The sequence below is a fragment of the Kluyvera sp. CRP genome (assembly GCF_019930565.1).
GTDB classification, from domain to species: Bacteria; Pseudomonadota; Gammaproteobacteria; order Enterobacterales; family Enterobacteriaceae; genus Kluyvera; species Kluyvera georgiana_A.
The window spans coordinates 1814549-1837491 of sequence record NZ_CP082841.1 but is presented as its reverse complement, the minus strand read 5'-3'; the positions used below and the strand labels follow the sequence as shown (position 1 = coordinate 1837491).

The 22943-nt window shown below is 55.8% G+C and carries 20 protein-coding genes and 1 riboswitch; of the genes, 12 read left to right on the top strand and 8 right to left on the bottom strand.

Annotation, left to right across the window (positions count from 1 at the left end; all coding sequences use genetic code 11):
• The first annotated feature begins 5 nt into the window (after positions 1-5).
• Entirely contained in the window at positions 6-1166 is a 1161-nt protein-coding gene (locus tag K7B04_RS08635) for a glutathionylspermidine synthase family protein (RefSeq protein WP_163447876.1), read from the top strand.
• 3 nt (positions 1167-1169) lie between these two features.
• Here K7B04_RS08635 and ygiD read toward each other — a convergent pair whose 3' ends face one another.
• A complete protein-coding gene (gene ygiD, locus K7B04_RS08630; protein WP_223803830.1) occupies positions 1170-1958 on the bottom strand; it encodes a 4,5-DOPA dioxygenase extradiol in 789 nt (262 codons plus the stop codon).
• A 195-nt stretch (positions 1959-2153) separates the two neighbouring features.
• Here ygiD and zupT point away from each other — a divergent pair, with 195 nt between their 5' ends.
• The 5 genes from zupT to K7B04_RS08605 all read left to right on the top strand — a co-directional run bounded on the left by zupT (position 2154) and on the right by K7B04_RS08605 (position 8164).
• Entirely contained in the window at positions 2154-2927 is a 774-nt protein-coding gene (gene zupT, locus K7B04_RS08625; protein ID WP_163447874.1) for a zinc transporter ZupT, read from the top strand.
• Positions 2928-3267: 340 nt separating this feature from the next.
• The gene (locus K7B04_RS08620; RefSeq protein ID WP_163447873.1) at positions 3268-3846 is read left to right on the top strand and encodes a fimbrial protein; all 579 of its coding nucleotides are present in this window, start codon (positions 3268-3270) and stop codon (positions 3844-3846) included.
• Positions 3847-3903: 57 nt separating this feature from the next.
• On the top strand, positions 3904-6348 hold the full coding sequence (locus tag K7B04_RS08615; RefSeq protein WP_223803829.1) for a fimbria/pilus outer membrane usher protein: 2445 nt from the start codon (positions 3904-3906) through the stop codon (positions 6346-6348).
• A gap of 14 nt (positions 6349-6362) precedes the next feature.
• Positions 6363-7094: a molecular chaperone gene (locus tag K7B04_RS08610; RefSeq protein WP_163447871.1), complete on the top strand. Its 732-nt coding sequence runs from the start codon at positions 6363-6365 to the stop codon at positions 7092-7094.
• Positions 7091-8164 (top strand): type 1 fimbrial protein, encoded by a 1074-nt coding sequence (locus K7B04_RS08605; RefSeq protein ID WP_223803828.1) that lies wholly within the window; start codon positions 7091-7093, stop codon positions 8162-8164. Before K7B04_RS08610 ends, K7B04_RS08605 begins: the two co-directional genes overlap by 4 nt.
• Positions 8165-8244: 80 nt before the next feature.
• Here the strand turns inward: K7B04_RS08605 and ribB are convergent, their stop codons facing one another.
• On the bottom strand, positions 8245-8898 hold the full coding sequence (ribB, locus tag K7B04_RS08600) for a 3,4-dihydroxy-2-butanone-4-phosphate synthase (protein WP_163447869.1): 654 nt from the start codon (positions 8896-8898) through the stop codon (positions 8245-8247).
• A gap of 105 nt (positions 8899-9003) precedes the next feature.
• Positions 9004-9153: riboswitch (FMN riboswitch) on the bottom strand.
• Between the two features lie 121 nt (positions 9154-9274).
• On the opposite strand from ribB, the gene K7B04_RS08595 reads away from it, so the two are divergent.
• A complete protein-coding gene (locus tag K7B04_RS08595) occupies positions 9275-9544 on the top strand; it encodes an accessory factor UbiK family protein (RefSeq protein WP_064542293.1) in 270 nt (89 codons plus the stop codon).
• A 110-nt stretch (positions 9545-9654) separates the two neighbouring features.
• Here the strand turns inward: K7B04_RS08595 and hldE are convergent, their stop codons facing one another.
• Genes hldE through K7B04_RS08580 form a run of 3 tightly spaced genes read right to left on the bottom strand, consistent with a single transcriptional unit; the run spans position 9655 to position 15299 of the window.
• On the bottom strand, positions 9655-11088 hold the full coding sequence (gene hldE / locus K7B04_RS08590) for a bifunctional D-glycero-beta-D-manno-heptose-7-phosphate kinase/D-glycero-beta-D-manno-heptose 1-phosphate adenylyltransferase HldE (protein ID WP_163447867.1): 1434 nt from the start codon (positions 11086-11088) through the stop codon (positions 9655-9657).
• Between the two features lie 47 nt (positions 11089-11135).
• Positions 11136-13976: a bifunctional [glutamate--ammonia ligase]-adenylyl-L-tyrosine phosphorylase/[glutamate--ammonia-ligase] adenylyltransferase gene (gene glnE / locus K7B04_RS08585; RefSeq protein WP_223803827.1), complete on the bottom strand. Its 2841-nt coding sequence runs from the start codon at positions 13974-13976 to the stop codon at positions 11136-11138.
• 21 nt (positions 13977-13997) lie between these two features.
• Positions 13998-15299: an inorganic triphosphatase gene (locus tag K7B04_RS08580; protein ID WP_223803826.1), complete on the bottom strand. Its 1302-nt coding sequence runs from the start codon at positions 15297-15299 to the stop codon at positions 13998-14000.
• Positions 15300-15532: 233 nt separating this feature from the next.
• On the opposite strand from K7B04_RS08580, the gene K7B04_RS08575 reads away from it, so the two are divergent.
• Positions 15533-16153, top strand: coding sequence for a TIGR04211 family SH3 domain-containing protein (locus K7B04_RS08575; protein WP_163447864.1), 621 nt, complete (start codon positions 15533-15535; stop codon positions 16151-16153).
• Positions 16154-16218: 65 nt separating this feature from the next.
• Positions 16219-17460: a multifunctional CCA addition/repair protein gene (locus K7B04_RS08570; RefSeq protein WP_223803825.1), complete on the top strand. Its 1242-nt coding sequence runs from the start codon at positions 16219-16221 to the stop codon at positions 17458-17460.
• A gap of 10 nt (positions 17461-17470) precedes the next feature.
• Here the strand turns inward: K7B04_RS08570 and bacA are convergent, their stop codons facing one another.
• A complete protein-coding gene (gene bacA, locus K7B04_RS08565; protein ID WP_065356077.1) occupies positions 17471-18292 on the bottom strand; it encodes an undecaprenyl-diphosphate phosphatase in 822 nt (273 codons plus the stop codon).
• Between the two features lie 92 nt (positions 18293-18384).
• Entirely contained in the window at positions 18385-18744 is a 360-nt protein-coding gene (gene folB, locus K7B04_RS08560; RefSeq protein ID WP_065356078.1) for a bifunctional dihydroneopterin aldolase/7,8-dihydroneopterin epimerase, read from the bottom strand.
• Positions 18745-18851: 107 nt separating this feature from the next.
• Here folB and plsY point away from each other — a divergent pair, with 107 nt between their 5' ends.
• Positions 18852-19469, top strand: coding sequence for a glycerol-3-phosphate 1-O-acyltransferase PlsY (gene plsY, locus K7B04_RS08555; RefSeq protein ID WP_223803824.1), 618 nt, complete (start codon positions 18852-18854; stop codon positions 19467-19469).
• A 57-nt stretch (positions 19470-19526) separates the two neighbouring features.
• On the opposite strand, the gene tsaD is transcribed toward plsY, so the two are convergent.
• Positions 19527-20540 (bottom strand): tRNA (adenosine(37)-N6)-threonylcarbamoyltransferase complex transferase subunit TsaD, encoded by a 1014-nt coding sequence (gene tsaD / locus K7B04_RS08550; RefSeq protein ID WP_223803823.1) that lies wholly within the window; start codon positions 20538-20540, stop codon positions 19527-19529.
• Between the two features lie 235 nt (positions 20541-20775).
• On the opposite strand from tsaD, the gene rpsU reads away from it, so the two are divergent.
• On the top strand, positions 20776-20991 hold the full coding sequence (rpsU, locus tag K7B04_RS08545) for a 30S ribosomal protein S21 (RefSeq protein WP_001144069.1): 216 nt from the start codon (positions 20776-20778) through the stop codon (positions 20989-20991).
• A gap of 115 nt (positions 20992-21106) precedes the next feature.
• On the top strand, positions 21107-22849 hold the full coding sequence (gene dnaG / locus K7B04_RS08540) for a DNA primase (protein ID WP_163447861.1): 1743 nt from the start codon (positions 21107-21109) through the stop codon (positions 22847-22849).
• Positions 22850-22943: the final 94 nt, after the last annotated feature.

The following is a 22943-nucleotide window of genomic DNA, read 5'->3' as shown; positions in this document are numbered from 1 at the left end:
TCGCCATGGAAAGAATCAGTATTGTTGAACGCCCGGACTGGCGTGAAAAAGCGACCGAATACGGTTTTAACTTCCACACCATGTACGGTGAGCCGTACTGGAGCGAGGAAGCGTACTACAAGCTCACCCTCGCGCAGGTGGAAAAACTGGAAGACGTCACCGCAGAGATTCACCAGATGTGCCTGAAGGTGGTCGAGCGCGTCATCGCCAGCGATGAGCTGATGACCAAATTCCGTATTCCAAAGCACACCTGGGGCTTTGTCCGCCAGTCCTGGCAGACCAACCAGCCGTCTCTCTATTCACGCCTGGACCTGGCGTGGGATGGCAAAGGTGAGCCGAAGCTGCTGGAGAATAACGCCGACACGCCAACCTCGCTGTATGAAGCGGCATTTTTCCAATGGATCTGGCTGGAAGATCAGCTGAACGCCGGCAATCTGCCAGCCGGCAGCGACCAGTTCAACAGCCTGCAGGAAAAGCTGATCGATCGCTTCAACGAACTGCGCGAACAGCACGGATTCCAGCTGCTGCACATGACCTGCTGCCGCGATACCGTAGAAGATCGCGGCACCGTTCAGTATCTACAGGACTGCGCGGCGGAAGCGGGTGTCGCAACCGAATTCCTCTACATAGAAGATATCGGCCTGGGTGAGAAAGGCCAGTTTACCGATCTGCAGGATCAGGTGATCGGCAATCTGTTCAAGCTCTATCCGTGGGAATATATGCTGCGCGAGATGTTCTCCACCAAGCTGGAAGACGCTGGCGTGCGCTGGCTGGAGCCGGCGTGGAAGAGCATCATCTCTAACAAAGCGCTGCTGCCGCTACTGTGGGAGATGTTCCCGGATCACCCGAACCTGCTCCCGGCCTACTTCGCCGAAGACGATCATCCGCAGATGGACAAATTTGTGGTGAAACCGATCTTCTCTCGCGAAGGCGCGAACATTTCGATCGTTGAGAACGGCAAAACCATCGAGCAGGTCGAAGGCCCGTACGGCGAAGAAGGGATGATCGTCCAGCAGTTCCATCCGCTGCCGAAGTTTGGCGACAGCTATATGCTGATCGGCAGCTGGCTGATTAACGATCAGCCAGCCGGAATCGGTATTCGTGAGGACAGAGCGCTGATCACTCAGGATCTTTCACGCTTCTATCCGCACATCTTCGTCGAGTAATCGTCAGCCAATCACCACCGACAGCATACTCAGCGAGCCCATTTCGATACCGTCTACCGGGATCGTGATGGGCTCTTCGCCATCCCATGCGCCCAGCACGTACAGCAGCGGCAAGAAGTGATCTGCCGTCGGGTTAGAGAGCGACCCACCTTCATGCGACAGGTAGTTCACCAACGGATGCTGCTCCACCGGTCCTTTCCAGTCCAGATTCGCCTTCACATAATCGTTAAAGGAGCTGGCCCACGGGTATGGCGTAGAGTCACCGTGCCATTTCGCAGTGCGCAGGTTGTGCACTACGTTACCGCTCGCCACCAGCATAATGCCTTCGTCGCGCAGGCTGGCCAGCTTACGGCCCATCTCAAAATGCCACGCCGCTGGTTTGGTGCTGTCGATGCTCAGCTGCACCATCGGGATATCCGCATTCGGGTACATTTTGATCAGCACGCCCCAGGAACCGTGGTCAAAGCCCCAGGCTTCTTTATCCAGCGCCACCGGGACCGGAGCCAGCAACTCAACCAACCGCTGCGCGAGTTCAGGGGAACCTGGCGCCGGGTAATGGGTATCGTACAGCGCCTGCGGGAAGCCGCCAAAGTCATGAATCGTCTTCGGTGTTTCCATCGCCGTCACCCCTGTGCCGCGGGTAAACCAGTGCGCGGAGACCACGACAATCGCTTTCGGACGCGGCAGCGTCTCGCCCAGGTGCTGCCAGGTACGGGTATAGAGGTTATCTTCCAGTACGTTCATGGGGCTACCGTGACCTAAAAACAGTGCTGGCATTCGGCTATGAGACATGGTGTTATCCTTCCAGAGGCATTGATTTGATAACACCACATTAACCTGTTTTCAGTGAGGATAAACTCAGATAAGCGTGATGATGATCTTCAGAAAATTTGAATGTAAGGATGACGTAAAGAGTGCGTTCAGCTCTCGCAAGGGAAAACGATTTTCAATATTATGAATGATAATCATTATCATAAGGAGTAAACCATGTCGGTTCCGCTGATTCTGACATTATTGGCCGGGGCGGCGACGTTCATCGGCGCTTTTCTTGGGGTGATTGGTCAGAAACCTTCTAACCGCGTGCTGGCGTTTTCCCTCGGCTTCGCCGCCGGGATTATGCTGCTCATCTCCCTGATGGAGATGCTGCCGGCTGCGCTTGATGCCCCAGGCATGTCGCCGGTGCTCGGTTACGGCATGTTTGTCGTTGGCCTGCTTGGCTACTTCGCCCTCGACAGGATGCTGCCGCATGCCCATCCGCAGGATCTGATGCAAAAGAACACGCAGCCGCTGCCGCGCAATATTCGTCGCACCGCCGTGCTGCTCACGTTGGGTATCAGCCTGCATAACTTCCCGGAAGGGATCGCCACTTTCGTCACCGCCAGCAATAATCTTGAGCTGGGCTTTGGCATTGCGCTGGCCGTGGCGCTGCACAATATCCCGGAAGGGCTGGCGGTCGCCGGGCCGGTGTACGCCGCCACGGGTTCAAAGCGTAAAGCGGTATTCTGGGCGGGCATTTCCGGTATGGCCGAAATTCTCGGCGGCGTGCTGGCCTGGGCCATTCTGGGCAGTATGGTGTCGCCGGTAGTTATGGCGGCAATTATGGCGGCGGTCGCCGGCATCATGGTCGCCCTTTCCGTCGATGAGTTGATGCCGCTGGCGAAAGAGATAGATCCTAACAATAATCCCAGCTACGGCGTGCTGTGCGGCATGTCGGTGATGGGAATGAGCCTGGTGGTGCTGCAATCGGTAGGGATTGGATAAAACACGGCCAGATAACTAAAAATACCTTCAAGGGAGCGCAAATCGCGCTCCCATTTATTATAGAAATATAATCCACGACACACACTTTAAACCGCCTTGAAATAAATATCTGGAATATAAATTTATTCTTATTTCTCATCTCTCCCATCAAAAAAAAGTGCCGAGTGTCTTATTATCCCATATAAGATTAAATAACTTACTTTGTGTTAGTGGTTATATTAAAAAGAACAGCCCATAAATGATAAAAATTCATTATCAATGATAATGTTTTTATTTATCAGCAACGAAATATGAGAAGTAAATATAATTAACCAGCAATGCTACAATCAAGGACCTTGATATGAAAATGGGAAAAACTGTGCTGTTCGCGATGGTTGCGGCAGCGTTAACCTCTTCTTCCGCTTTCGCCGCAGTCGACGGTGGCTCGGGCAAAATTACCTTTACCGGTGATGTCATCAGCGCGCCTTGCGCTATCAAAGCGGAAGACGTTGACAAGCAGGTCGATCTCGGTGAAGTGCCGGCCAGCTACATCAATTCAAAGGGCCACTCTGATGCCGTTGATGCCAGTATTCATCTGGTCGATTGCGATCTACCGAACTCCGACAATGGCGAAGGCACCGAAACGAAAGTCACCAAAGTGGATGTGACCTTTACCAGTACTGCGGTGACTACTGAAGGTGAGAACCTGCTCTCCAACACCATGACCGGTGGCGCGACGGGCGTCGGCGTCCGCCTGCTGGATGGCGAGGGTCAGAATATTACTCTCGGCACCGCGAAAACAGTGACGCTGGTGCAGGCATCCTCCGAACAAACCCTGCCATTCCAGGCCTATATGGAACTGGTCGATAGCACAAAAGCCACGCCAGCTACACCGGGCGCAGTGGCTTCAAATGCCACTTACGTACTGTCATATAAGTAATCTATCCAGGGTGGCGGCGACCGCCACCCTTTATTAGATAAATCAGGTAGGGATGCCGTGAATACCGCTAAAATTGCTGTATCTTGCTGCGGCTTATTATTTATATTTTCCGCAAGCGCCACTGAATTCAACCTTAACGTACTGGATAAATCCATGCGTGACAGCGTTGATATATCCCTGCTTAAAGATAAACCGACCACGCTGCCAGGAAATTATTTTGTGGCCGTGACCGTCAATAAAAATCAAATTTCCTCCGGCCGTTTACTCCGCTGGAGAAAACAGGACGCAGACGTTTTGCCCTGTATTCCTGTCGATCTGGCAGAAGGCATGGGGTTGAAAGAAGATTTTTATCATTCATTGCCCGTCGAAAACGGTTGTGTGGATTTTCGCGCCCACCCGGAGATCACCTTCACGCTGGATATGGCGCAACAACAGTTGAATATCGCCATTCCCCAGGCATGGATCGCGTGGAAAACCAATGGCTGGATGCCTCCCGCCACCTGGAATGATGGCGTGGCTGGTTTTCTGCTGGACTACAATCTTTTCGCCAGCACCTATCGTCCCCATGACGGCGAGCATAGTGAAAACCTGAACGCCTACGGCACGGGCGGTGTGAACCTCGGCGCATGGCGTTTACGCAGTGACTATCAGCTGAGCCAAACCCGCGACGACGAAGACACCACTACGTCGCGCACGATTTCCCGTACCTATTTGTTTCGCCCGCTGAGCACGCTCGGTGCAAAGCTGACGCTCGGTGAAACGGATTTTAGTTCGGATATTTTCGACGGTTTTTCCTATACCGGCGCATCGCTGATTAGCGATGACCGTATGCTGCCCTGGGAATTACGCGGCTATGCGCCACAAATCAGCGGTGTGGCGCAAACTAACGCCACCGTCACAGTGAGGCACCAGGGCAGGATCCTTTACCAGACCAAAGTCGCACCGGGCCCCTTTATGATTAGCGACCTGAATCAATCGGTGCAGGGAACGCTTGACGTCGAGGTAACCGAAGAAGATGGCCGGGTTAACACCTTTCAGGTGTCAGCGGCCTCCACCCCATTCTTAACCCGCAAGGGGCAGATTCGCTATAAAGTTACCTCAGGCCGCATGCGTCCGGACCTGTCGCACAGCGTCATCAACGATACGTTTATCAGCAGCGAAGCCTCGTGGGGCGTATTGTCAAACACTTCGCTGTACGGCGGCATCCTCACCGCGGGCAACGACTACCGCTCCGCCGCGCTCGGTATCGGGCAAAACATGCTGTGGCTGGGAGCCATCTCGTTTGATGTCACCCACGCCGTCAGCCATTTTGATAACGGGGAAGAAGATAAGGGTTCCAGCTACCGGTTGAACTACAGCAAACGCTTTGACGCTACCGACAGCCAGGTATCGCTTGCAGCCTATCGTTTTTCCGAACGCACGTTCCATAGCTACGCCAATTTTATCGACCACCAGCTCAACGACGGCGATACCCAGGACGAAAAACAGACCATCAGCATTTCCGCCAGTCAGCCCATTGAGCCGTTGAATATGAATCTGTACGTCACCGCGCTGCGCCAGCTGTGGTGGGATGGCGATTCATCGACCTCGGCGAGCATCACCGCCGGGTTTAACTTCGACGTCGGGAGCTGGAAAAACATTTCGCTGGCGACCTCCTTCAGCACGACGCACTACGAAGAGAGTGATAACGACAACCAGATTTACGTCTCCGTCTCCGTTCCTTTCGGCTTCGCCCAGCGCTTAAGCTATGACATGCGTAACAGCGACAACACCACGCACACCGTCTCCTGGTACGACTCCTCAGATGCGCGTAACACCTGGGGCGTATCGGCCGGCGCGGCCAGCGATAAACCGGATAATGGCGCTCAGTTCCGCGGCAACTATCAGCACCTCTCCAGTATCGGCGATCTCCAACTCGCCGGTAGCTACGCCGCCAGCGATTACACCTCGGCGAGCGCCAGCTGGAGCGGCTCCTTTACGGCGACCCGCTACGGGGCGGCGCTGCACAGACGCAGTATGGGCAACGAACCGCGGCTGATGGTCAGCACCGATGGCATTGCCGATATCCCGGTTCAGGGGAACTTTAACACCACCAATCGCTTTGGTTACGCGGTGGTGCCAATGATCTCCAGCTATCAGCCCACCACTGTCGCCGTTAACCTCGAGGCCCTGCCTGATGGCGTAACGGTCGCGGAAAATACGCTGCGGGAAACCTGGACGGAAGGCGCAATTGGCTATAAACCGCTGGCTTCGCGCGCGGGTCTGGATATCAACGCCATCATTCGCACCGCCGAGGGCAAATATCCGCCGCTGGGCGCGGTGGTGTACGACGATGATGGCAAAACCGATGTTGGCATGGTCAGCGAAGAAGGACACGTTTGGCTGAGCGGCGTTAATGAAGGAAAAACTTTCCGTGTGCAATGGGGCAGTATCACCTGTCACATCACCTTACCCGATTCTCTCTCTCAACTTCCCCGGCAGTTAATCCTGCCTTGTCATTGATTAAGGATGAAGAAATGACACCTATGAAAGGACTTCTCTGGCTGTTACTCACGCTATCTTTCACCAGTCAGGCCGCCGTTTCACCGGATCGCACCCGGGTGATTTTCAACGGCGACAACAAAGCGGCAAGCCTGAAATTAACCAATGCCAGTAAAGATCTCCCCTATCTGGCCTACTCGTGGATCGAAGATGAAAAGGGCAATAAGAGCGATGCCTTTTTTGCCGCCCTGCCGCCAATGCAGCGCCTGGAGCCCGGCGCGATGACTCAGGTTCGTATCATCAAACAGAGCGGCGTATCAACGCTCCCCACAGATCGGGAGTCATTGTTTTATTACAATGTTCGGGAAATTCCGCCTGCGCCGGATACCGCTGAAAATCACGCGGTGGTGCAGGTAGCCATGCAGTCAAAAATCAAAATGTTCTGGCGCCCCGCCTCTCTGAAGAAAAAGCCGGGAGACCAAAAAGAACACGCTATGACCTTTCGCCTGAACGGTAAAACGTTAGAGGTACAGAACCCCACGCCCTACTACATTACACTGGCCTATTTCGGCAAAGATTTGCGCGGCGTGACGGCCGGTTTTAAAACCACCATGCTGCCGCCATTTGGATCCGCCAGTTTGAATACCGGCCCGAACGACGGCCCGAGTTTCTACATTGGCTATATGGATGATTACGGTGCGCTCCGGATGCTGCAGCTAAGCTGCCGCAGCAGCTGCACAGCCACCGCATCGGAGGAGAAAAAATGATCCGCCGTCTGTCATCACTGCTCCTGCTGGCGCTGTTACTCAGCCCATTTCAGGCCGCATGGGCGGTGCATTGCTATCTTGGCGCATCGGGCGGCCCAACGGATAAGTATCAAACGATAGGAGAATTTGCGGTTCCTGATAACGCCCAGGTCGGCGATAAAATCTGGGAAAGCGGTGATATTAAAGTCCCGGTATACTGCGACAACGGCGATAAAATGGATGGCAACGGGCGAGTCGGCGAAAACGTTTATGCGTGGGTAAACCCCTACTCTTCAACGGACGATCCTTACTATCAGCTCGGAGTGACCTATGCGGGCGTCGATTACGACACGACACAGGGTGCGGTAGGGATTGATACCAACACCTGTATTGATAATGCCTATTACGAAAAATTTACGGCGGCGCAAATTCGGGCTTCCGGCTGGGAAGAGCGATTATGCAGTAAAAATGCCGATGACGTTCACTACTCGCGAACATTTATCGCGCGTATGCGGCTGTACGTGAAAATCAAAGCAATGCCGGCACACGACTACCAGAGTACGCTCGGCAGCTTTACCCTCGTGCAGTTTGACGGCGCCGATGGCTGGAACCAGAGTCCGGATGCCGCCAACCTGAAATACCACGTCAGCGGACTGGAAAACATTCGCGTCCTTGACTGTAACGTGACGTTCAATATTGAACCTGCCAACCAGATCATTGATTTTGGGTCATTTAATCCCTACGAGATCGCCAGTGGTGCGATAACTCGCACCTTCTCCGTCACCACGAATAAAAGTCAGGACGGAACCTGTGCCGATGGTTTTAAGGTCAACTCATCGTTTTACACCACAGAGACCCTGTCAGCAGACGATACCTCGTTGCTGATTGGCAACGGCCTGCAGCTAAAAATCCTTAACAGCGATAACCACAGGCCCTACACATTTAACCAGTATGAAGAATACGCCGACTTTACCGGATCGCTATTAACGATGACGCAGAACTACACGGCTGAGCTGTCTAAAATGGCGGAAGAAGAAGTCAAGGTGGGGCACTTCGAATCGGTCGTACTGTTTAAGATCAACTACAACTAGCGACAAAAAGGCCGGGATAACCCGGCCTTTAAGATTGGCAAGCGCTGCGACGCCGGGCTTTCCGGCATCAGCAGTGGAGCTTAGCTCGCTTTACGTTCGTGCTCACGACGGTAAGCCACGAGATCTTCAATGGTCACCAGCGCCATGTTATGTTTCTTCGCAAACTCGATGCACTCTGGCGCACGCGCCATGGTACCGTCGTCGTTGGTCAGTTCACACAGAACACCCGCCGGTTTGAAGCCAGCCAGGCTCACCAGATCGATAGTCGCTTCGGTGTGGCCACCACGGGTCAGAACGCCGCCAGGCTGCGCGCGCAGCGGGAATACGTGGCCCGGACGGTTGAGGTCGGACGGTTTCGCGTTATCGGCAATCGCCGCGCGAACGGTAGTCAGGCGGTCAGCGGCGGAAACGCCGGTGGTGACGCCGTGTGCCGCTTCGATAGTGACGGTAAAACCGGTGCCGTAGGCGCTGGTGTTATTTTCCACCATCATCGGCAGCTCCAGCTGTTTACGACGTTCGTCGGTCAGACACAGACAAACGATGCCGCTACCGTGACGGATAGTCAGCGCCATTTGTTCAACGGTCATGTTTTCGGCGGCAAAAACCATGTCGCCTTCGTTCTCGCGATCTTCATCGTCCAGCACCATCGCGCCGCGGCCTTCGCGCAGGGCAATCAGTGCGTTTTCAACGCGTTCGAACGGAGTACCAAAAGAGGAAAGTAGCGTCTGATTCATGGTAAAAAAAACCTCATTAAAATTATGGTTACCAGAATCAGGGCAGTCTTAGGAGTGCCGACAAGCGGCAAATAGATAACGCGAGCGGGTTAAACCCAACTGAATCGTTACTCTCTCCCATCCGGACTTTAACCGTCGGCCCCGGAATTACACCGGATCTGCTGACCTTCCTGAATTCACAAGAAGCGCTCGCGGGCTTTCAGCCGTAGCTGATTTACCGCCGGTGGGGAATTTCGCCCCGCCCTGAGAATAAGCGTACTCACTATAACGCTAATGACTATCTTCGGCAATGCATAAGCTTCGAACAATTCTGGTTTATCGTATGGGGAGAAGACACTACAATAGCAGTAATGCCGACAGAATCAGGGAAACAGAGATGATCGACCCGAAGAAAATTGAACAAATCGCCCGCCAGGTCCACGAATCCATGCCGAAAGGTCTGCGAGAGTTCGGGGATGACATTGAGAAGAAAGTTCGCCAGGTGATCCAGTCTCAGCTGACGCGCCTTGACGTCGTGAGTCGTGAAGAGTTTGACGTACAAACGCAGGTATTGCTGCGCACGCGTGAAAAGCTGGCGCTGCTGGAACAGCGGATTAGCGAGCTGGAAAACCGCGACGCGGCGCCAGTTGCTGAAGAAAAAGAGTAATCAGAACTGCCCCCTCACCCTAACCCTCTCCCCAAAAGGGAGAGGGGAACGTTCGGTTTTCTCCCTCGCCCCTTTGGGGAGAGGGGCGGGGTGAGGGGAAGCGCGAAGCGTTACTTCCCGCTATCCTTCTGAATCTTCTTAATAATATTGGTCGTTGAGCAACCATCTTCAAAGTTCAGCACCAGCACTTCACCACCGTTCGCCCACACTTCTTCGCTACCGGCAATTTGTTCTGGCTTATAGTCGCCGCCCTTCACCAGGCGATCCGGCAGGATCCCGGCAATCAGGCGCTGCGGCGTATCTTCTTCAAACGAGACCACCCAGTCTACCGACTCCAGCGCACCCAGCACGATCATCCGCTGATCCAGCGGGTTTACCGGGCGAGACTCGCCCTTCAGACGCTTGGTTGACGCATCGCTGTTGACCGCCACGATCAGACGATCGCCCAGCTTGCGCGCGTTCGCCAGATAAGAAACATGGCCCGCGTGCAGAATATCGAACACGCCATTGGTCATCACCACTTTCTCACCGCGACGACGCGCGGCGGCCACCGCGTGCTTAAGCTCTTCTTCACTCATCACGCCAAAACCGGTATCCGCACGACCGCGCACGGCGTTTTCCAGCTCGATAGGCGAAACGGTTGACGTCCCGAGTTTACCCACCACGACACCCGCGGCGGCGTTAGCGAAGAAACAGGCCTCTTCCAGTGTCTTACCGGAGGCCAGCGTCGCCGCCAGCACGCCAATCACCGTATCACCCGCGCCGGTCACGTCGTACACTTCCTGCGCCTGAGTTGGCTGATGCAGCGGCGCTTTGCCTGGCTGCAACAGCGTCATGCCCTGTTCGGAGCGAGTCACTAATAACGCGGCAAGATCGAAATCGGCAATCAGCTTCATGCCGCGCTCAACCAGCTCTTCTTCGCTTTTACATTTCCCCACTACCGCTTCGAACTCGGACAGGTTCGGCGTCAGCAGCGTCGCGCCGCGATAGCGTTCAAAATCAGTCCCTTTCGGGTCGATCAATACCGGTACTTTCGCCTGACGCGCCAGCTTAATCATCTGCTGCACGCTTTCCAGCGCGCCTTTGGCGTAGTCGGAAAGCACCAGCGCACCGACATTAGGCAGGCTGCTCTGAATACGGTCATGCAGCGGCTGCGGATCCACGCCGGCAAACCCTTCTTCAAAATCCAGACGAATGAGCTGCTGGTTACGTGACAGCACGCGCAGCTTGGTGATCGTCGGGTGCGTCGGCACCGAGACGAAATCACATTTGACGTTCACGTCGGCCAGCGCTTTGTTCAGCGCGCGCGCCGCGTCGTCAATGCCGGTCAGGCCCACGAGACGAGAATTTGCGCCCAGGGAAGCAATGTTCATTGCCACGTTCGCCGCGCCGCCAGGGCGTTCTTCGATAGTCTCCACCTTGACCACCGGCACCGGGGCTTCCGGGGAAATACGGCTGGTTGGGCCATACCAGTAGCGATCCAGCATCACATCGCCAACCACCATTACTCCTGCACGTTCAAATTCCGGCAGCGTCACTTTCATTCGTGTCTCCTGAGAGAATCAAAATTTTCGCGCGATAATAGCATATTTCACGGTTGAACCAGCCACTTCTGCCAGCTGGCGCTCACCAGTTCGCGCTCTTTTACGAAGCTCGCCAGGTCCACATTGCCCGGCAGCTCCTGAAGCGCCAGATGATGCAATGCATCGCGAAGCGTAGTGTAAGCGCGGGTCAGCGCCTGCGCTTCGTGCTCGTCCATAATGTCGTTTTGCGCCAGCAGCTCGAGGATGCGCACATTATCCGACCAACGGGTCAGCTTCGGTTTCTCGTGAGCGTAGCGCAGCACCAGATACTGGGTGATAAACTCAATATCGGTGATACCGCCAGCATCGGTTTTAATGTCGAAACGGTCGCGCTGCTTGCCGCCGAGATGAGCGCGCATTTTTTCCCGCATCTCGCGGACTTCGGTTTGCAGCGCCGCGCCGTCGCGCGTATTGGTCAGGATCTGACGACGGATCGCGTCAAACTGCTGCTGAAGCTGCGGATCGCCATACACCACGCGGGCGCGCACCAGGGCCTGGTGCTCCCAGGTCCACGCTTCGTTCTGCTGATAATCGGCAAAAGATTCGGCGGTGGTCACCAGCATCCCGGCCGCCCCGGATGGGCGCAGACGGGCATCCACTTCATACAGAATACCGGACGAGGTGCGAGTGCTGAACAGGTGCATAATGCGCTGCGCCAGACGTAGGTAGAACTGACGACCGTCAATTTCACGTTCACCGTCGGTCATCGCATCCATCGGGCAATCGTGCAGGAACACCAGATCGAGATCCGAACTGTACCCCAGTTCCCAGCCGCCCAGCTTGCCATAGCCAATCACCGCAAAACCGCGACCGGAGCGTTCACGCAGGTGGGTCGGCTGGCCGTAGCGCGCCACCATTTGCACCCACGCCTGTTGAACCACAGCGTCAATCATCGCCTCAGCCAGCCAGGTTAAGTGGTCACTGACCTTCATGACCGGCAGCGTGCCAGCGATATCGGCCGCCGCAATGTGCAGCAGCTGCGCCTGTTTAAACTGACGCAGCGCTTCCAGCTGTTGCTCTTCGTCTTCTTCCGGCACGCGCAGCAGATACTGGCGCAGTTCGTCGCGATAGGCGTCGGTAGCCGTCGGCTGGTACAGCGTGTTCGGGTCGAGCAGTTCGTCCAGCAGCAGCGGATAGCGCGCCAGCTGGCTGGCCACCATCGGCGAAGCCGCACACAGGCGAATCAGATGCTTCAGCGTACCGGGGTACTCGCTCAGCAGCTCCAGATAGGTCGTTCGGGTGACGATGCCGCTCAGCAGCGGCGTAATGCGCGACAGCAGCACCAGCGCGTCCTCTCGGGCGCACACTTCGCTGAGCAGATGCGGCATCAGTGAATCCAGCACCTGACGCCCACGCGGGCCGATGGTGCGCTTATCCAGCTCTTTGCGGAAATCGGCAATCTGCGACAACACGCGATGACGATCGTCGTCGCTAAGGTGAATCAGCACAGCCGGTGAATCATCCTCCTGCAGCGTGTCCTGCCACAGTTCACGCCAGGACTCCGACAACTGCTCTTCCTGCGAACTTTCTTCATCATCGCCGATAAGCTCGTTAAACACCCGTCGCACCTGCGCCATCAGCGCATCCAGCCGTTCCGTGAGTGTCTCCCAGTCGGCAAAATGCATGCCCCACGCCAGACGCGCACGGTTAAGATCGTCGCCGGGCAGCGTTTGCGTCTGCTCGTCGTTAATACTTTGCAGCAGGTTTTCCAGGCGACGCAGGAACAGATACGCTTCACGCAGCACCTGCGCATCGTTTTCTGACAGCAGATTGAGCGCCTCAATGGCGGTCAACGTCGGTAGCAGCGAACGGCTTTGCAGCGTCGGCTCGCGGCCACCGCGAATCAACTGGAAGACCTGAACGATAAACTCGATTTCGCGAATGCCGCCCGCGCCCAGCTTGATGTTGTCCTTCAAGCCACGACGACGCACTTCGCGGGTGATCATCCCTTTCATGTTGCGCAGAGACTGAATCACGCTGAAGTCGATATAGCGACGGAAGACAAAGGGCCGCAGCATCGCGCGCAGCTCGCTGGTGTAAACCCCGTCGTCATCGCCCATGATCCGCGCTTTGACCATCGCATAGCGCTCCCAATCGCGCCCCTGCTCCTGGTAATAATCTTCCAGCGCCGCAAAGCTCAGCACCAGCGGGCCGCTGTCGCCGAACGGACGCAGCCGCATATCGACGCGGTAGACAAAACCGTCCTGGGTGGGCTGGTCGAGCACTTTGATCAGGCGCTGCCCCAGGCGGGTAAAGAACTGGGCGTTATCCAGTTCACGACGCCCCCCCTGGGTGCTGCCGTGCTCCGGCCAGGCAAAAATGAGATCGATATCAGAGGAGAAATTCAGCTCGCCGCCGCCCAGCTTACCCATACCCAGGATCAGCAGCGGCTGCGGAACGCCATCAGCGCTGCACGGCGTGCCCCACTCGCGACAGCAGGCGTCATACAGCCAGTTACGGGCGCTGACGATCAGCGTTTCCGCCAGGTGGCTAAGCTGTTGAAGCGTATCTTCTTCGGAAACCTGCGACAGCGCCTGTGACCAGGCGATGCGCACCATTATCCGCCGACGGAACAGACGCAGCGCGCGCATTAGCGCCGCTTCATCGTAAACCTCCGCCAGTTCGGCCTGTAGCCAGCCCGCGTATTGCCGCCATTCGTCCGCCTGCGGCGGCTCGCTTTCCAGCGACGCCAGCCACTCGGGGTGCGCCGTTAAACTTTGCTGAACAAAATCACTAAAGGTGAAAACAGCCTGCGCTTCGGTACTCAGCGCCCCAAGGGGAAAATCTTCCGGGGCGCGGTCCAGGAGCGTTTGCCAGTGCTGCTGTAACTGCGAAGAAAGCGGCGTCATACACGGGTTCCCTGAAGTTAATTAACGTTTGCCGCTGTGTAACCAGAACGGCTCAACCGACAGTGCCTCATTGCGGTAATGTTCAATTTCAATGTGCTGGCGCGTCTCGATGGCGTGACGCAGGCCCTGCCAGTTGGACAACCACTGCGCCGCCCGTTCGTAGTCGTAGTAACCCGACAGCAGTTGAACGGTATTGATGTCGCGCGTCAGACGCGGCAACTGGTCGCTATAGCTATCCCCCAACGGATAGGCGAACGTCTTACGCAGCTCGGCGGCCTGACGGGAGAGGTGAATATCGGCAAAGCGTTTAAACGAATCGGCCAGTTTGGCTTCGGCTTTAGCATCGAGGAACGCCTGCCAGCCGCGCGTTACCAGCCACTCGGTGTAGGCCAGTTTGGTCAGCGCGGTTTCGCGGCTGAAGACCGCATCATGCGCAGAGGCATCGCTTGCCATCAGCGCATCAACCTGGGTTAGCCCATCGCGCAGGCTGGCGCTGGCTTTACGCGGCACAATGCCGCCGAACAGCGTCAGAATATGACGTACCAGGCCCAGCGCGTTAACCACTTCGGTTTTCGCCTTTTTATTACCGCGCAGCCACAGTTCTTCGTGGTACTGCCAGTGCGCCAGCGCTTTTTCCAGCGCCGCCTCCATCGCCTGCCCTACCGTTGCCTTTGGCGGCAGCGTTAAAATCGTCAGCGGCTGCAGCTCTCGCGCTGGGTTACCCTGCGCCAGATGGTAGCCGCGCGCGGCTTTACTCAGGCTGCCCTGACGCAGCAGGCCGGTCTCGGCCAGCTGCTTCGCCAGCGCCAGCACGTCAGCGGTTTCACCGCTCAGCAACTCCAGTTCCAGTTCGCAAATGGCTTCCTGATACTCGCCCGCTTTGACCTCGCCCTGATCCAGCGCGATTTCAATCTGGCTTTTGCCGTGCTTCACCACCCATTTTTCGCGGTAGAAATCGGTGCTAAACAGCGGTTTGACCTGCTCCGCCAGCCCTTGGGGCATTTCACCGTTCGGCCACACTTCGGCAGGCAGTTTGTCGAGCGCCAGTTCGGGCGTACTGATGTCGATATTGTATTCCGGGCGCTGATGCAGGCCGCCCACGGTGCGACCGGCGATTTTCATGGTCATCTCGTAACGACCGTTATCGCCGCGAATGCGCAGCCCCATATCGTGGCGGCGCAGCCAATTATCGGCGGTTTCGTAATAGATATTCAGCAACTGCCCCGGCGGGGTGTGCTCTGCGTTCAGTGTGTGAAGGTGGTTGCGCAGCGTCTCAACGCCAGCGCCATCGACGATAAATTTGAGTTCGATTTCTTGAGCCATGACTGAATTCTTATGGTTTCGTTGCCGGGAAATACCTTTACGGCGAACTTACAGGTATTCTTTTTGTCAGTAGATAGTATTTTGCGACAAATTGCCATGCAATGCGCAATTTGTCAGGCCAACAGCTGATGCAATTTTTCCTCCTGGAGGATTCCGATTGCCGCAGAATGCTTTGCGTCGTCAGACTGTTGCCACTACTATCGTTCCACTTTTATGACAAAAACGATGATCTGATGCCAAAATTACGCTTAATTGCCATTACTTTACTTGCACTTACTGCTTCTACCGTCGCTCACGCCGATGAAAAGCGGTATGTCTCCGATGAACTGAACACCTGGGTACGCAGCGGCCCGGGCGATAACTATCGCCTGGCAGGCACCGTCAACGCGGGTGAAGAAGTCACCCTGCTGCAGACCAACGAAAATACCCAATACGGCCAGGTGCGTGACAGCAACGGCCGTACCGCGTGGATCCCGCTCAAAGAGCTGACCGCGACGCCAAGCCTGCGCACCCGCGTGCCGGATCTCGAAAATCAGGTCAAAACCCTGACCGACAAACTGAACAACATCGACACCACCTGGAACCAGCGCACCGCAGAAATGCAGAAAAAGGTTGCTGAGAGCGATACGGTGATCAACGGTTTGAAAAACGAGAACCAGAAGCTGAAAAACGAGCTTATCGTGGCGCAGAAAAAGGTGAACGCCGCGAATCTGCAGCTCGATGATAAACAGCGCACCATCATCATGCAGTGGTTTATGTACGGCGGCGGCGTGCTCGGTATTGGCCTGATCCTCGGTCTGGTGCTGCCGCACATCATTCCAAGCCGCAAACGCAAAGATCGCTGGATGAACTAAGCCAACTCGCCTTAAGTCGACTTCTTTCGTATTATCAGAAAGAAAATGATGAGGAGAAGCGTGGCGTGAAGAGTTATCTGGTCGGCGGAGCAGTTCGGGACAGGCTATTGGGCCTACCGTTCAAAGATAAAGATTGGGTCGTGGTCGGCGCCACGCCGCAGCAGATGCTTGATGCGGGCTACCAGCAGGTAGGCCGCGATTTTCCGGTATTTTTACATCCGGACAGCCACGAAGAGTACGCGCTGGCGCGCACCGAGCGAAAATCGGGTTCCGGGTATACCGGCTTTACCTGCTACGCCGCGCCGGACGTCACGCTGGAGCAAGATCTGTTGCGCCGCGACCTCACCGTTAACGCGCTTGCCGAGGACAGCGACGGGACGATTATCGACCCGTACGGCGGCCAGCGCGATCTCCAGCAGCGCATTCTGCGCCATGTCTCCCCCGCTTTCGCGGAAGACCCGCTGCGCGTGCTACGCGTCGCGCGTTTTGCCGCGCGTTACGCCCATCTCAGCTTCCGTATTGCCGACGAAACCCTGGCCTTGATGCGCGAAATGGCCGACGCTGGCGAGCTGGCGCATCTGACGCCTGAGCGTGTCTGGAAAGAGACGGAAAGCGCACTCGGCACCCGTAACCCGCAAGTCTTCTTCCAGACGTTACGCGACTGCGGCGCGCTAAAGGTGCTGTTCCCGGAAATCGACGCGCTGTTTGGCGTGCCGGCCCCGGAGAAATGGCACCCGGAAATTGATACCGGCGTGCATACGCTGATGACCGTATCGATGGCCGCGATGCTCAGCCCGGATATTGACGTCCGTTTCGCTACGCTGTGCCACGACTTAGGCAAGGGGCTGACGCCAAAAGAGTTCTGGCCTCGTCACCACGGCCACGGCCCGGCGGGGGTTAAGCTGGTCGAGCAGCTGTGCCAGCGTCTGAAAGTGCCGAACGACATGCGCGAGCTGGCAAAACTGGTCGCCGAATTCCATGACCTGATTCATACCCTGCCCATTCTGCAGCCGAAAACGCTGGTGAAACTGTTCGACTCCATCGACGCCTGGCGCAAGCCGCAGCGTGTAGAACAGATTGCGCTTACCAGCGAAGCCGACGTGCGCGGGCGTACTCGCTTCGAAGCCTGTGATTACCCACAGGGACGCCTGCTACGGGAAGCGTGGGCCGTTGCCAGAAGCGTGGGCAACAAAGAGGTGATTGAGGCCGGATTTAAAGGGCCGGAAATTCGCGAAGAACTGACACGACGCCGAATTCAGGCGGTGGCCAACTGGAAGGAAAAACGTTGCCCCCAGCCAAAAGACTGAGGGCACGGCATCAGAAGAAGACCACGTAGACCGCGGCCGCGACGATGAAGCGGTAGATAGCGAACGGAATAAACGAAATACGTTTAATCAGCTGCAGGAAGGTTTTGATGGCCACCAGCGCCACCAGGAAGGCCATCACAAACCCGACGGCAAACATCGGGATATCACCGGCAGTCAGGAAGTGCCAGCTCTTGTAGAGATCCAGCACCGTCGCGCCCATCATCATCGGCACCGCCAGCAGGAAAGAGAACTCCGACGCCGCATAGCGGCTCACGCCGACCAGCATACCGCCGGAAATAGTGGCTCCTGAGCGGGAGAAACCCGGCCACAGCGCCAGACACTGGAAGCAGCCAATCATAAACGCCTGACGATACGTCATATCATCCACGCCGACCGCGCGCGGCACCTTCGGCTTCAGGCATTCCGCGGCAATCAGCAGGACACCGCCCACCACCAGCGCGTACATCACGTTAATCGGGTTAAATAACGATTTGATGGCGTCGTGGAACACCAGCCCCAGCACCACCGCCGGAATCATCCCGAGCAGAATATGAATGAGCGACAAACGGCCTGAGCCTTCACCTTCGTGCACCGGAGGACGGCCAAAGTGGATGCCAATCAGGCCAAAAAGCCGACGCCAGAACATCACCACCACCGCGAGGATCGAACCCAGTTGGATCACCACCTCAAACGTCTTCGCCGTATCTCCTTCAAAGCCCAGCAGGTGGCCGACGATAATCATATGGCCAGTGCTGGAGACGGGCAGAAACTCAGTCAATCCTTCGACCACACCCAGAATAGCCGCCACCAGCAGCGAGTGCATATCGCTCATTAAATAAACCCTTAAAAGTAAACAATAAAATAAACCCGGCACTAAGACCGGTATAAATCATTTTGGTTTAAGTTATATGACGAATAATGAGATTAATTAGGATTATGGCCACGCTGAATGATCACGCCCACGTTGGCGGCTCGCGCCACGGCGCCCGGTTTACTGACCTTAATGCGCACCCACGGGGTGTTAAAGCGCGACATCAGCAGGTCGGCAACCTCTTCCGCAACACGCTCCACCAGCGCGAAACGGCTGCCTTCCACGTGTTTTACTACCGCTTCGCTGATATCCGCATAGCTCAGGCAGTCTTCCACGTTGTCGCTGGCGGCGGCTTTGCGGTTGTCCCAGGCTAATTCGATATCGAACACCAGCTTCTGTTCAATGGTTTGTTCCCAGTCATAAACACCGATAGTGGTGATTACCGAAAGTTGCTCTATAAATACAATATCCATCACGACCTGCTTGGTTTTAGGCTAAACCGGATACCACTTCCGGCGAATTATGCGTATTATCCACAGATGCAGAGAATACTTCGACATTTTCAAAATGGAACAGCGTTATGAGTGCAATCGAGCCTGGAATGATCCTCCTTGCCTACCTTTGCGGCTCAATTTCCAGCGCCATTCTGGTCTGCCGCCTCGCGGGGTTACCTGACCCTCGCACCAGTGGTTCCGGTAATCCCGGCGCCACCAATGTCTTACGCATCGGCGGCAAGGGTGCTGCCGTAGCCGTCCTGGTTTTCGACATCCTGAAAGGGATGCTGCCCGTCTGGGGTGCCTATGCCCTTGGCTTTACTCCATTCTGGCTTGGGCTGGTCGCGATCGCCGCCTGCCTGGGCCATATCTGGCCGATTTTCTTCCATTTTCAGGGCGGAAAAGGCGTGGCGACCGCGTTTGGCGCGATTGCCCCTATCGGCTGGGATCTAACCGGAGTAATGGCCGGAACCTGGCTGCTGACAATTCTGCTGAGCGGATATTCGTCACTGGGCGCCATCGTCAGCGCGCTGGTCGCGCCGTTCTACGTCTGGTGGTTCAAGCCCCAGTACACCTTCCCGGTATCGATGCTGTCGTGCCTCATTCTGCTGCGTCATCATGACAACATTCAGCGTTTGTGGCGACGGCAGGAGACAAAAATTTGGGCGCGCCTGAAAAAGCGCAAGCCCAAAGACGCCGAATAACACGCACAAAAAAGCCCTCCTGAAGAGGGCTTTTTATCACGAGTCTCGGCCAGAACGTCAGGCGGCTGGCAGCTCCGCCAGCGGCCAACGTGGACGTACGGCCACGCCCAGCGATTCATTGACGCCCGTTTTCAGACGCACCATGCCCGCATAGGCAATCATCGCGCCGTTATCGGTACAGAACTCCGGACGCGCGTAGAATACTTCACCGCCGCGTTTTTGCATCATCGTCGCCAGCTTCGCGCGCAGCGTACGGTTAGCGCTTACGCCGCCCGCCATCACCAGGCGCTTAAAGCCGGTTTGATCCAGCGCGCGTTTGCACTTGATCATCAGCGTATCCACCACCGCATCTTCAAAGGCGCGGGCGATATCAGCACGCGTTTGATCGTCATCGCCGTTATTGCGGATAGTGTTCGCGGCAAAGGTTTTCAGGCCGGAGAAGCTAAAATCCAGCCCCGGACGATCGGTCATCGGACGCGGGAACACAAAGCGCCCTTCCGTCCCCTGCGAAGCCAGCTTCGACAGCATTGGGCCGCCGGGATAATCCAGACCGAGCAGCTTGGCGGTTTTATCAAAAGCTTCCCCCGCCGCATCGTCAATGGACTCGCCCAACAGGGTGTACTCACCGATACCGGTGACGCTAATCAGCTGCGTATGGCCGCCGGATACCAGCAGCGCCACAAACGGATATTCCGGCGGATTATCTTCCAGCATCGGCGCCAGCAGATGGCCTTCCATATGGTGGACCGGAATAGCCGGCACATTCCAGGCAAACGCCAGCGAGCGTCCTACGGTTGCGCCGACCAGCAGAGCGCCAACCAGACCTGGACCGGCGGTGTAGGCCACCGCGTCGATATCTTTGGCCGTCAGGTTCGCTTCTTGTAAGGCCGCCTGAATCAGGGGAACCGTTTTACGCACGTGGTCACGCGACGCCAGCTCAGGCACCACACCGCCGTAGTCAGCGTGTAATTTCACCTGACTATACAACTGGTTGGCTAACAGACCTTTTTCGTCGTCATAAATTGCGATGCCGGTTTCATCGCAGGATGTTTCAATACCCAGTACACGCATGGCTAGATTTACCTCGTTTTAATACCGCGCAGTGTAGGTTTTCTGTCCCGGCTTGTAAAACATTGTTCGCCCCAGCAGGCAGCCTCGTGTATACTCCTCACCCTTAAAAAGTCCCGTTCAAAAACGCGTCGGTGCTTTACAAAGCAACAGCAATTGCAGTAAAATTCCGCACCATTTTGAAATAAGCTGGCGTTGATGCCAGCGGCAAACCGAATTTATTAAAGGTGAGAGTTACATGCCGGTAATTAAAGTACGTGAAAACGAGCCGTTCGACGTAGCACTGCGTCGCTTCAAGCGTTCCTGTGAAAAAGCGGGTGTTCTGGCGGAAGTTCGTCGTCGTGAGTTCTATGAAAAACCGACTACCGAACGTAAGCGCGCTAAAGCTTCTGCAGTGAAACGTCACGCGAAGAAACTGGCTCGCGAAAACGCACGCCGTACTCGTCTGTACTAATCTCTTGAGAGCATCGGCTCTCAGGTTACAGACCGAGTTGTAGTTGCAAGGCCGTGCTTCCGAAAGGAATGCGCGGCTTGTTTTCGTTTATAAGTCTTCAAAATAAACGGGGCCTATGGCTGGACGAATCCCACGCGTATTTATTAATGATCTGCTGGCGCGCACCGACATCATCGATCTGATCGATGCACGGGTGAAGCTGAAAAAGCAGGGCAAAAATTACCATGCGTGCTGTCCGTTCCATAACGAGAAAACCCCCTCTTTCACCGTGAACGGTGATAAGCAGTTTTACCACTGCTTCGGCTGCGGCGCGCACGGCAATGCCATCGACTTTTTAATGAACTACGACAAGCTCGAGTTCGTTGAAACCGTTGAAGAACTGGCGGCTATGCACAACCTTGAAGTGCCGTACGAAGCCGGAACAGGTCTTAGCCAGATAGAGCGTCACCAGCGTCAGAATCTCTATCAGCTAATGGAAGGGTTAAATGATTTTTATCAGCAATCCTTCGCCCAACCCATCGCCGAGCCAGCACGCCAGTATCTGGAGCAACGCGGTCTGAGTGCCGAGATTGTCCAGCAGTTTGCTATTGGTTTTGCGCCGCCGGGCTGGGATAACGCCTTAAAACGTTTCGGTGGAAATGTCGACAACAGGAAGCTGCTGCTCGATGCCGGAATGCTGGTCAATAACGACCAGGGAAGAACATACGACCGTTTCCGCAATCGCGTGATGTTCCCGATTCGCGATAAACGAGGCCGGGTGATTGGTTTTGGTGGCCGCGTACTCGGTAACGATACGCCAAAATACCTCAACTCCCCGGAAACCGATATTTTCCATAAAGGCCGTCAGCTGTATGGCCTTTATGAAGCCCAGCAGCACAACGCTGAACCACCGCGTCTGCTGGTTGTCGAAGGGTATATGGATGTTGTCGCGCTGGCGCAATACGGTATCAACTACGCCGTCGCCTCGCTGGGTACGTCGACCACGGCGGACCACATTCATATGTTATTCCGTGCGACAAACAACGTGATTTGCTGTTACGACGGTGACCGCGCCGGCCGCGACGCCGCATGGCGTGCGCTGGAAACCGCGATGCCGTACATGACCGACGGTCGTCAGCTACGCTTTATGTTCCTGCCCGAGGGTGAAGACCCGGATACGCTGGTGCGTAAAGAGGGTAAAGAGGCCTTTGAAGCACGGATGGAGCACGCACAACCGCTCTCCGTCTTCTTATTTAACAGTCTCTTACCACAGGTTGATCTCAGTTCACCGGACGGCAGCACGCAGCTCGCCGCGCTGGCCCTGCCGCTGATAAGCCAGGTGCCGGGTGACGCGCACCGGATTCAGCTGCGCCAGACGCTGGGGCTGAAGCTGGGTATCTTTGACGATGCGGCGCTTGATCGTTTAATGCCAAAACAGGCAGAAAGTGGCGTGGTACGCCCGCCTCAGCAGATAAAACAGACGCCTATGCGTATACTGATAGGACTACTGGTGCAAAACCCAAATCTGGCACCACTTGTACCTCCTATGCATGGGCTGGCTCAGGCAAAGCTACCGGGGCTCAACCTGTTCAGCGAACTGGTCAACCTGTGTGTGGCGCAACCCGGCCTGACAACGGGCCAACTGTTAGAGAATTATCGCGGAGCAAGTGAATACGCAACACTTGAAAAACTCTCAACCTGGAACGATATAAAGGATGAGAATGTTGAAAAAATGTTCACCGACACGCTAAACCGAATTTTTGATTCAATGCTTGAACAGCGACAGGAAGAGTTGATAGCTCGCGATCGCACGCACGGTTTGAGCAGTGAAGAGCGCAGGGAGTTCTGGGAAATCAGACAGGCCCTGGAAAAAAAATGAATTTAACGGCTTAACTGCCGAATACCTATCGGGAAGCCCCCGACAGCCGCCCGAGGCGCAGCGGCACTAATATAAGTACGCCCTCGCTTTAAAT

Excerpts from the sequence above, each read along its gene's own strand:
- K7B04_RS08595 (WP_064542293.1), top strand. The coding sequence starts at position 9,275 with ATGATCGACCCGAAGAAAATTGAACAAATCGCCCGCCAGGTCCACGAA.
- K7B04_RS08635 (WP_163447876.1), top strand. The coding sequence starts at position 6 with ATGGAAAGAATCAGTATTGTTGAACGCCCGGACTGGCGTGAAAAAGCG.
- K7B04_RS08610 (WP_163447871.1), top strand. The coding sequence starts at position 6,363 with ATGACACCTATGAAAGGACTTCTCTGGCTGTTACTCACGCTATCTTTC.
- plsY (WP_223803824.1), top strand. The coding sequence starts at position 18,852 with ATGAGTGCAATCGAGCCTGGAATGATCCTCCTTGCCTACCTTTGCGGC.
- rpsU (WP_001144069.1), top strand. The coding sequence starts at position 20,776 with ATGCCGGTAATTAAAGTACGTGAAAACGAGCCGTTCGACGTAGCACTG.
- hldE (WP_163447867.1), bottom strand. The coding sequence starts at position 11,088 with ATGAAAGTGACGCTGCCGGAATTTGAACGTGCAGGAGTAATGGTGGTT.
- ribB (WP_163447869.1), bottom strand. The coding sequence starts at position 8,898 with ATGAATCAGACGCTACTTTCCTCTTTTGGTACTCCGTTCGAACGCGTT.
- zupT (WP_163447874.1), top strand. The coding sequence starts at position 2,154 with ATGTCGGTTCCGCTGATTCTGACATTATTGGCCGGGGCGGCGACGTTC.
- glnE (WP_223803827.1), bottom strand. The coding sequence starts at position 13,976 with ATGACGCCGCTTTCTTCGCAGTTACAGCAGCACTGGCAAACGCTCCTG.
- ygiD (WP_223803830.1), bottom strand. The coding sequence starts at position 1,958 with ATGTCTCATAGCCGAATGCCAGCACTGTTTTTAGGTCACGGTAGCCCC.
- K7B04_RS08620 (WP_163447873.1), top strand. The coding sequence starts at position 3,268 with ATGAAAATGGGAAAAACTGTGCTGTTCGCGATGGTTGCGGCAGCGTTA.
- bacA (WP_065356077.1), bottom strand. The coding sequence starts at position 18,292 with ATGAGCGATATGCACTCGCTGCTGGTGGCGGCTATTCTGGGTGTGGTC.
- K7B04_RS08605 (WP_223803828.1), top strand. The coding sequence starts at position 7,091 with ATGATCCGCCGTCTGTCATCACTGCTCCTGCTGGCGCTGTTACTCAGC.
- K7B04_RS08575 (WP_163447864.1), top strand. The coding sequence starts at position 15,533 with ATGCCAAAATTACGCTTAATTGCCATTACTTTACTTGCACTTACTGCT.
- folB (WP_065356078.1), bottom strand. The coding sequence starts at position 18,744 with ATGGATATTGTATTTATAGAGCAACTTTCGGTAATCACCACTATCGGT.
- tsaD (WP_223803823.1), bottom strand. The coding sequence starts at position 20,540 with ATGCGTGTACTGGGTATTGAAACATCCTGCGATGAAACCGGCATCGCA.
- dnaG (WP_163447861.1), top strand. The coding sequence starts at position 21,107 with ATGGCTGGACGAATCCCACGCGTATTTATTAATGATCTGCTGGCGCGC.
- K7B04_RS08580 (WP_223803826.1), bottom strand. The coding sequence starts at position 15,299 with ATGGCTCAAGAAATCGAACTCAAATTTATCGTCGATGGCGCTGGCGTT.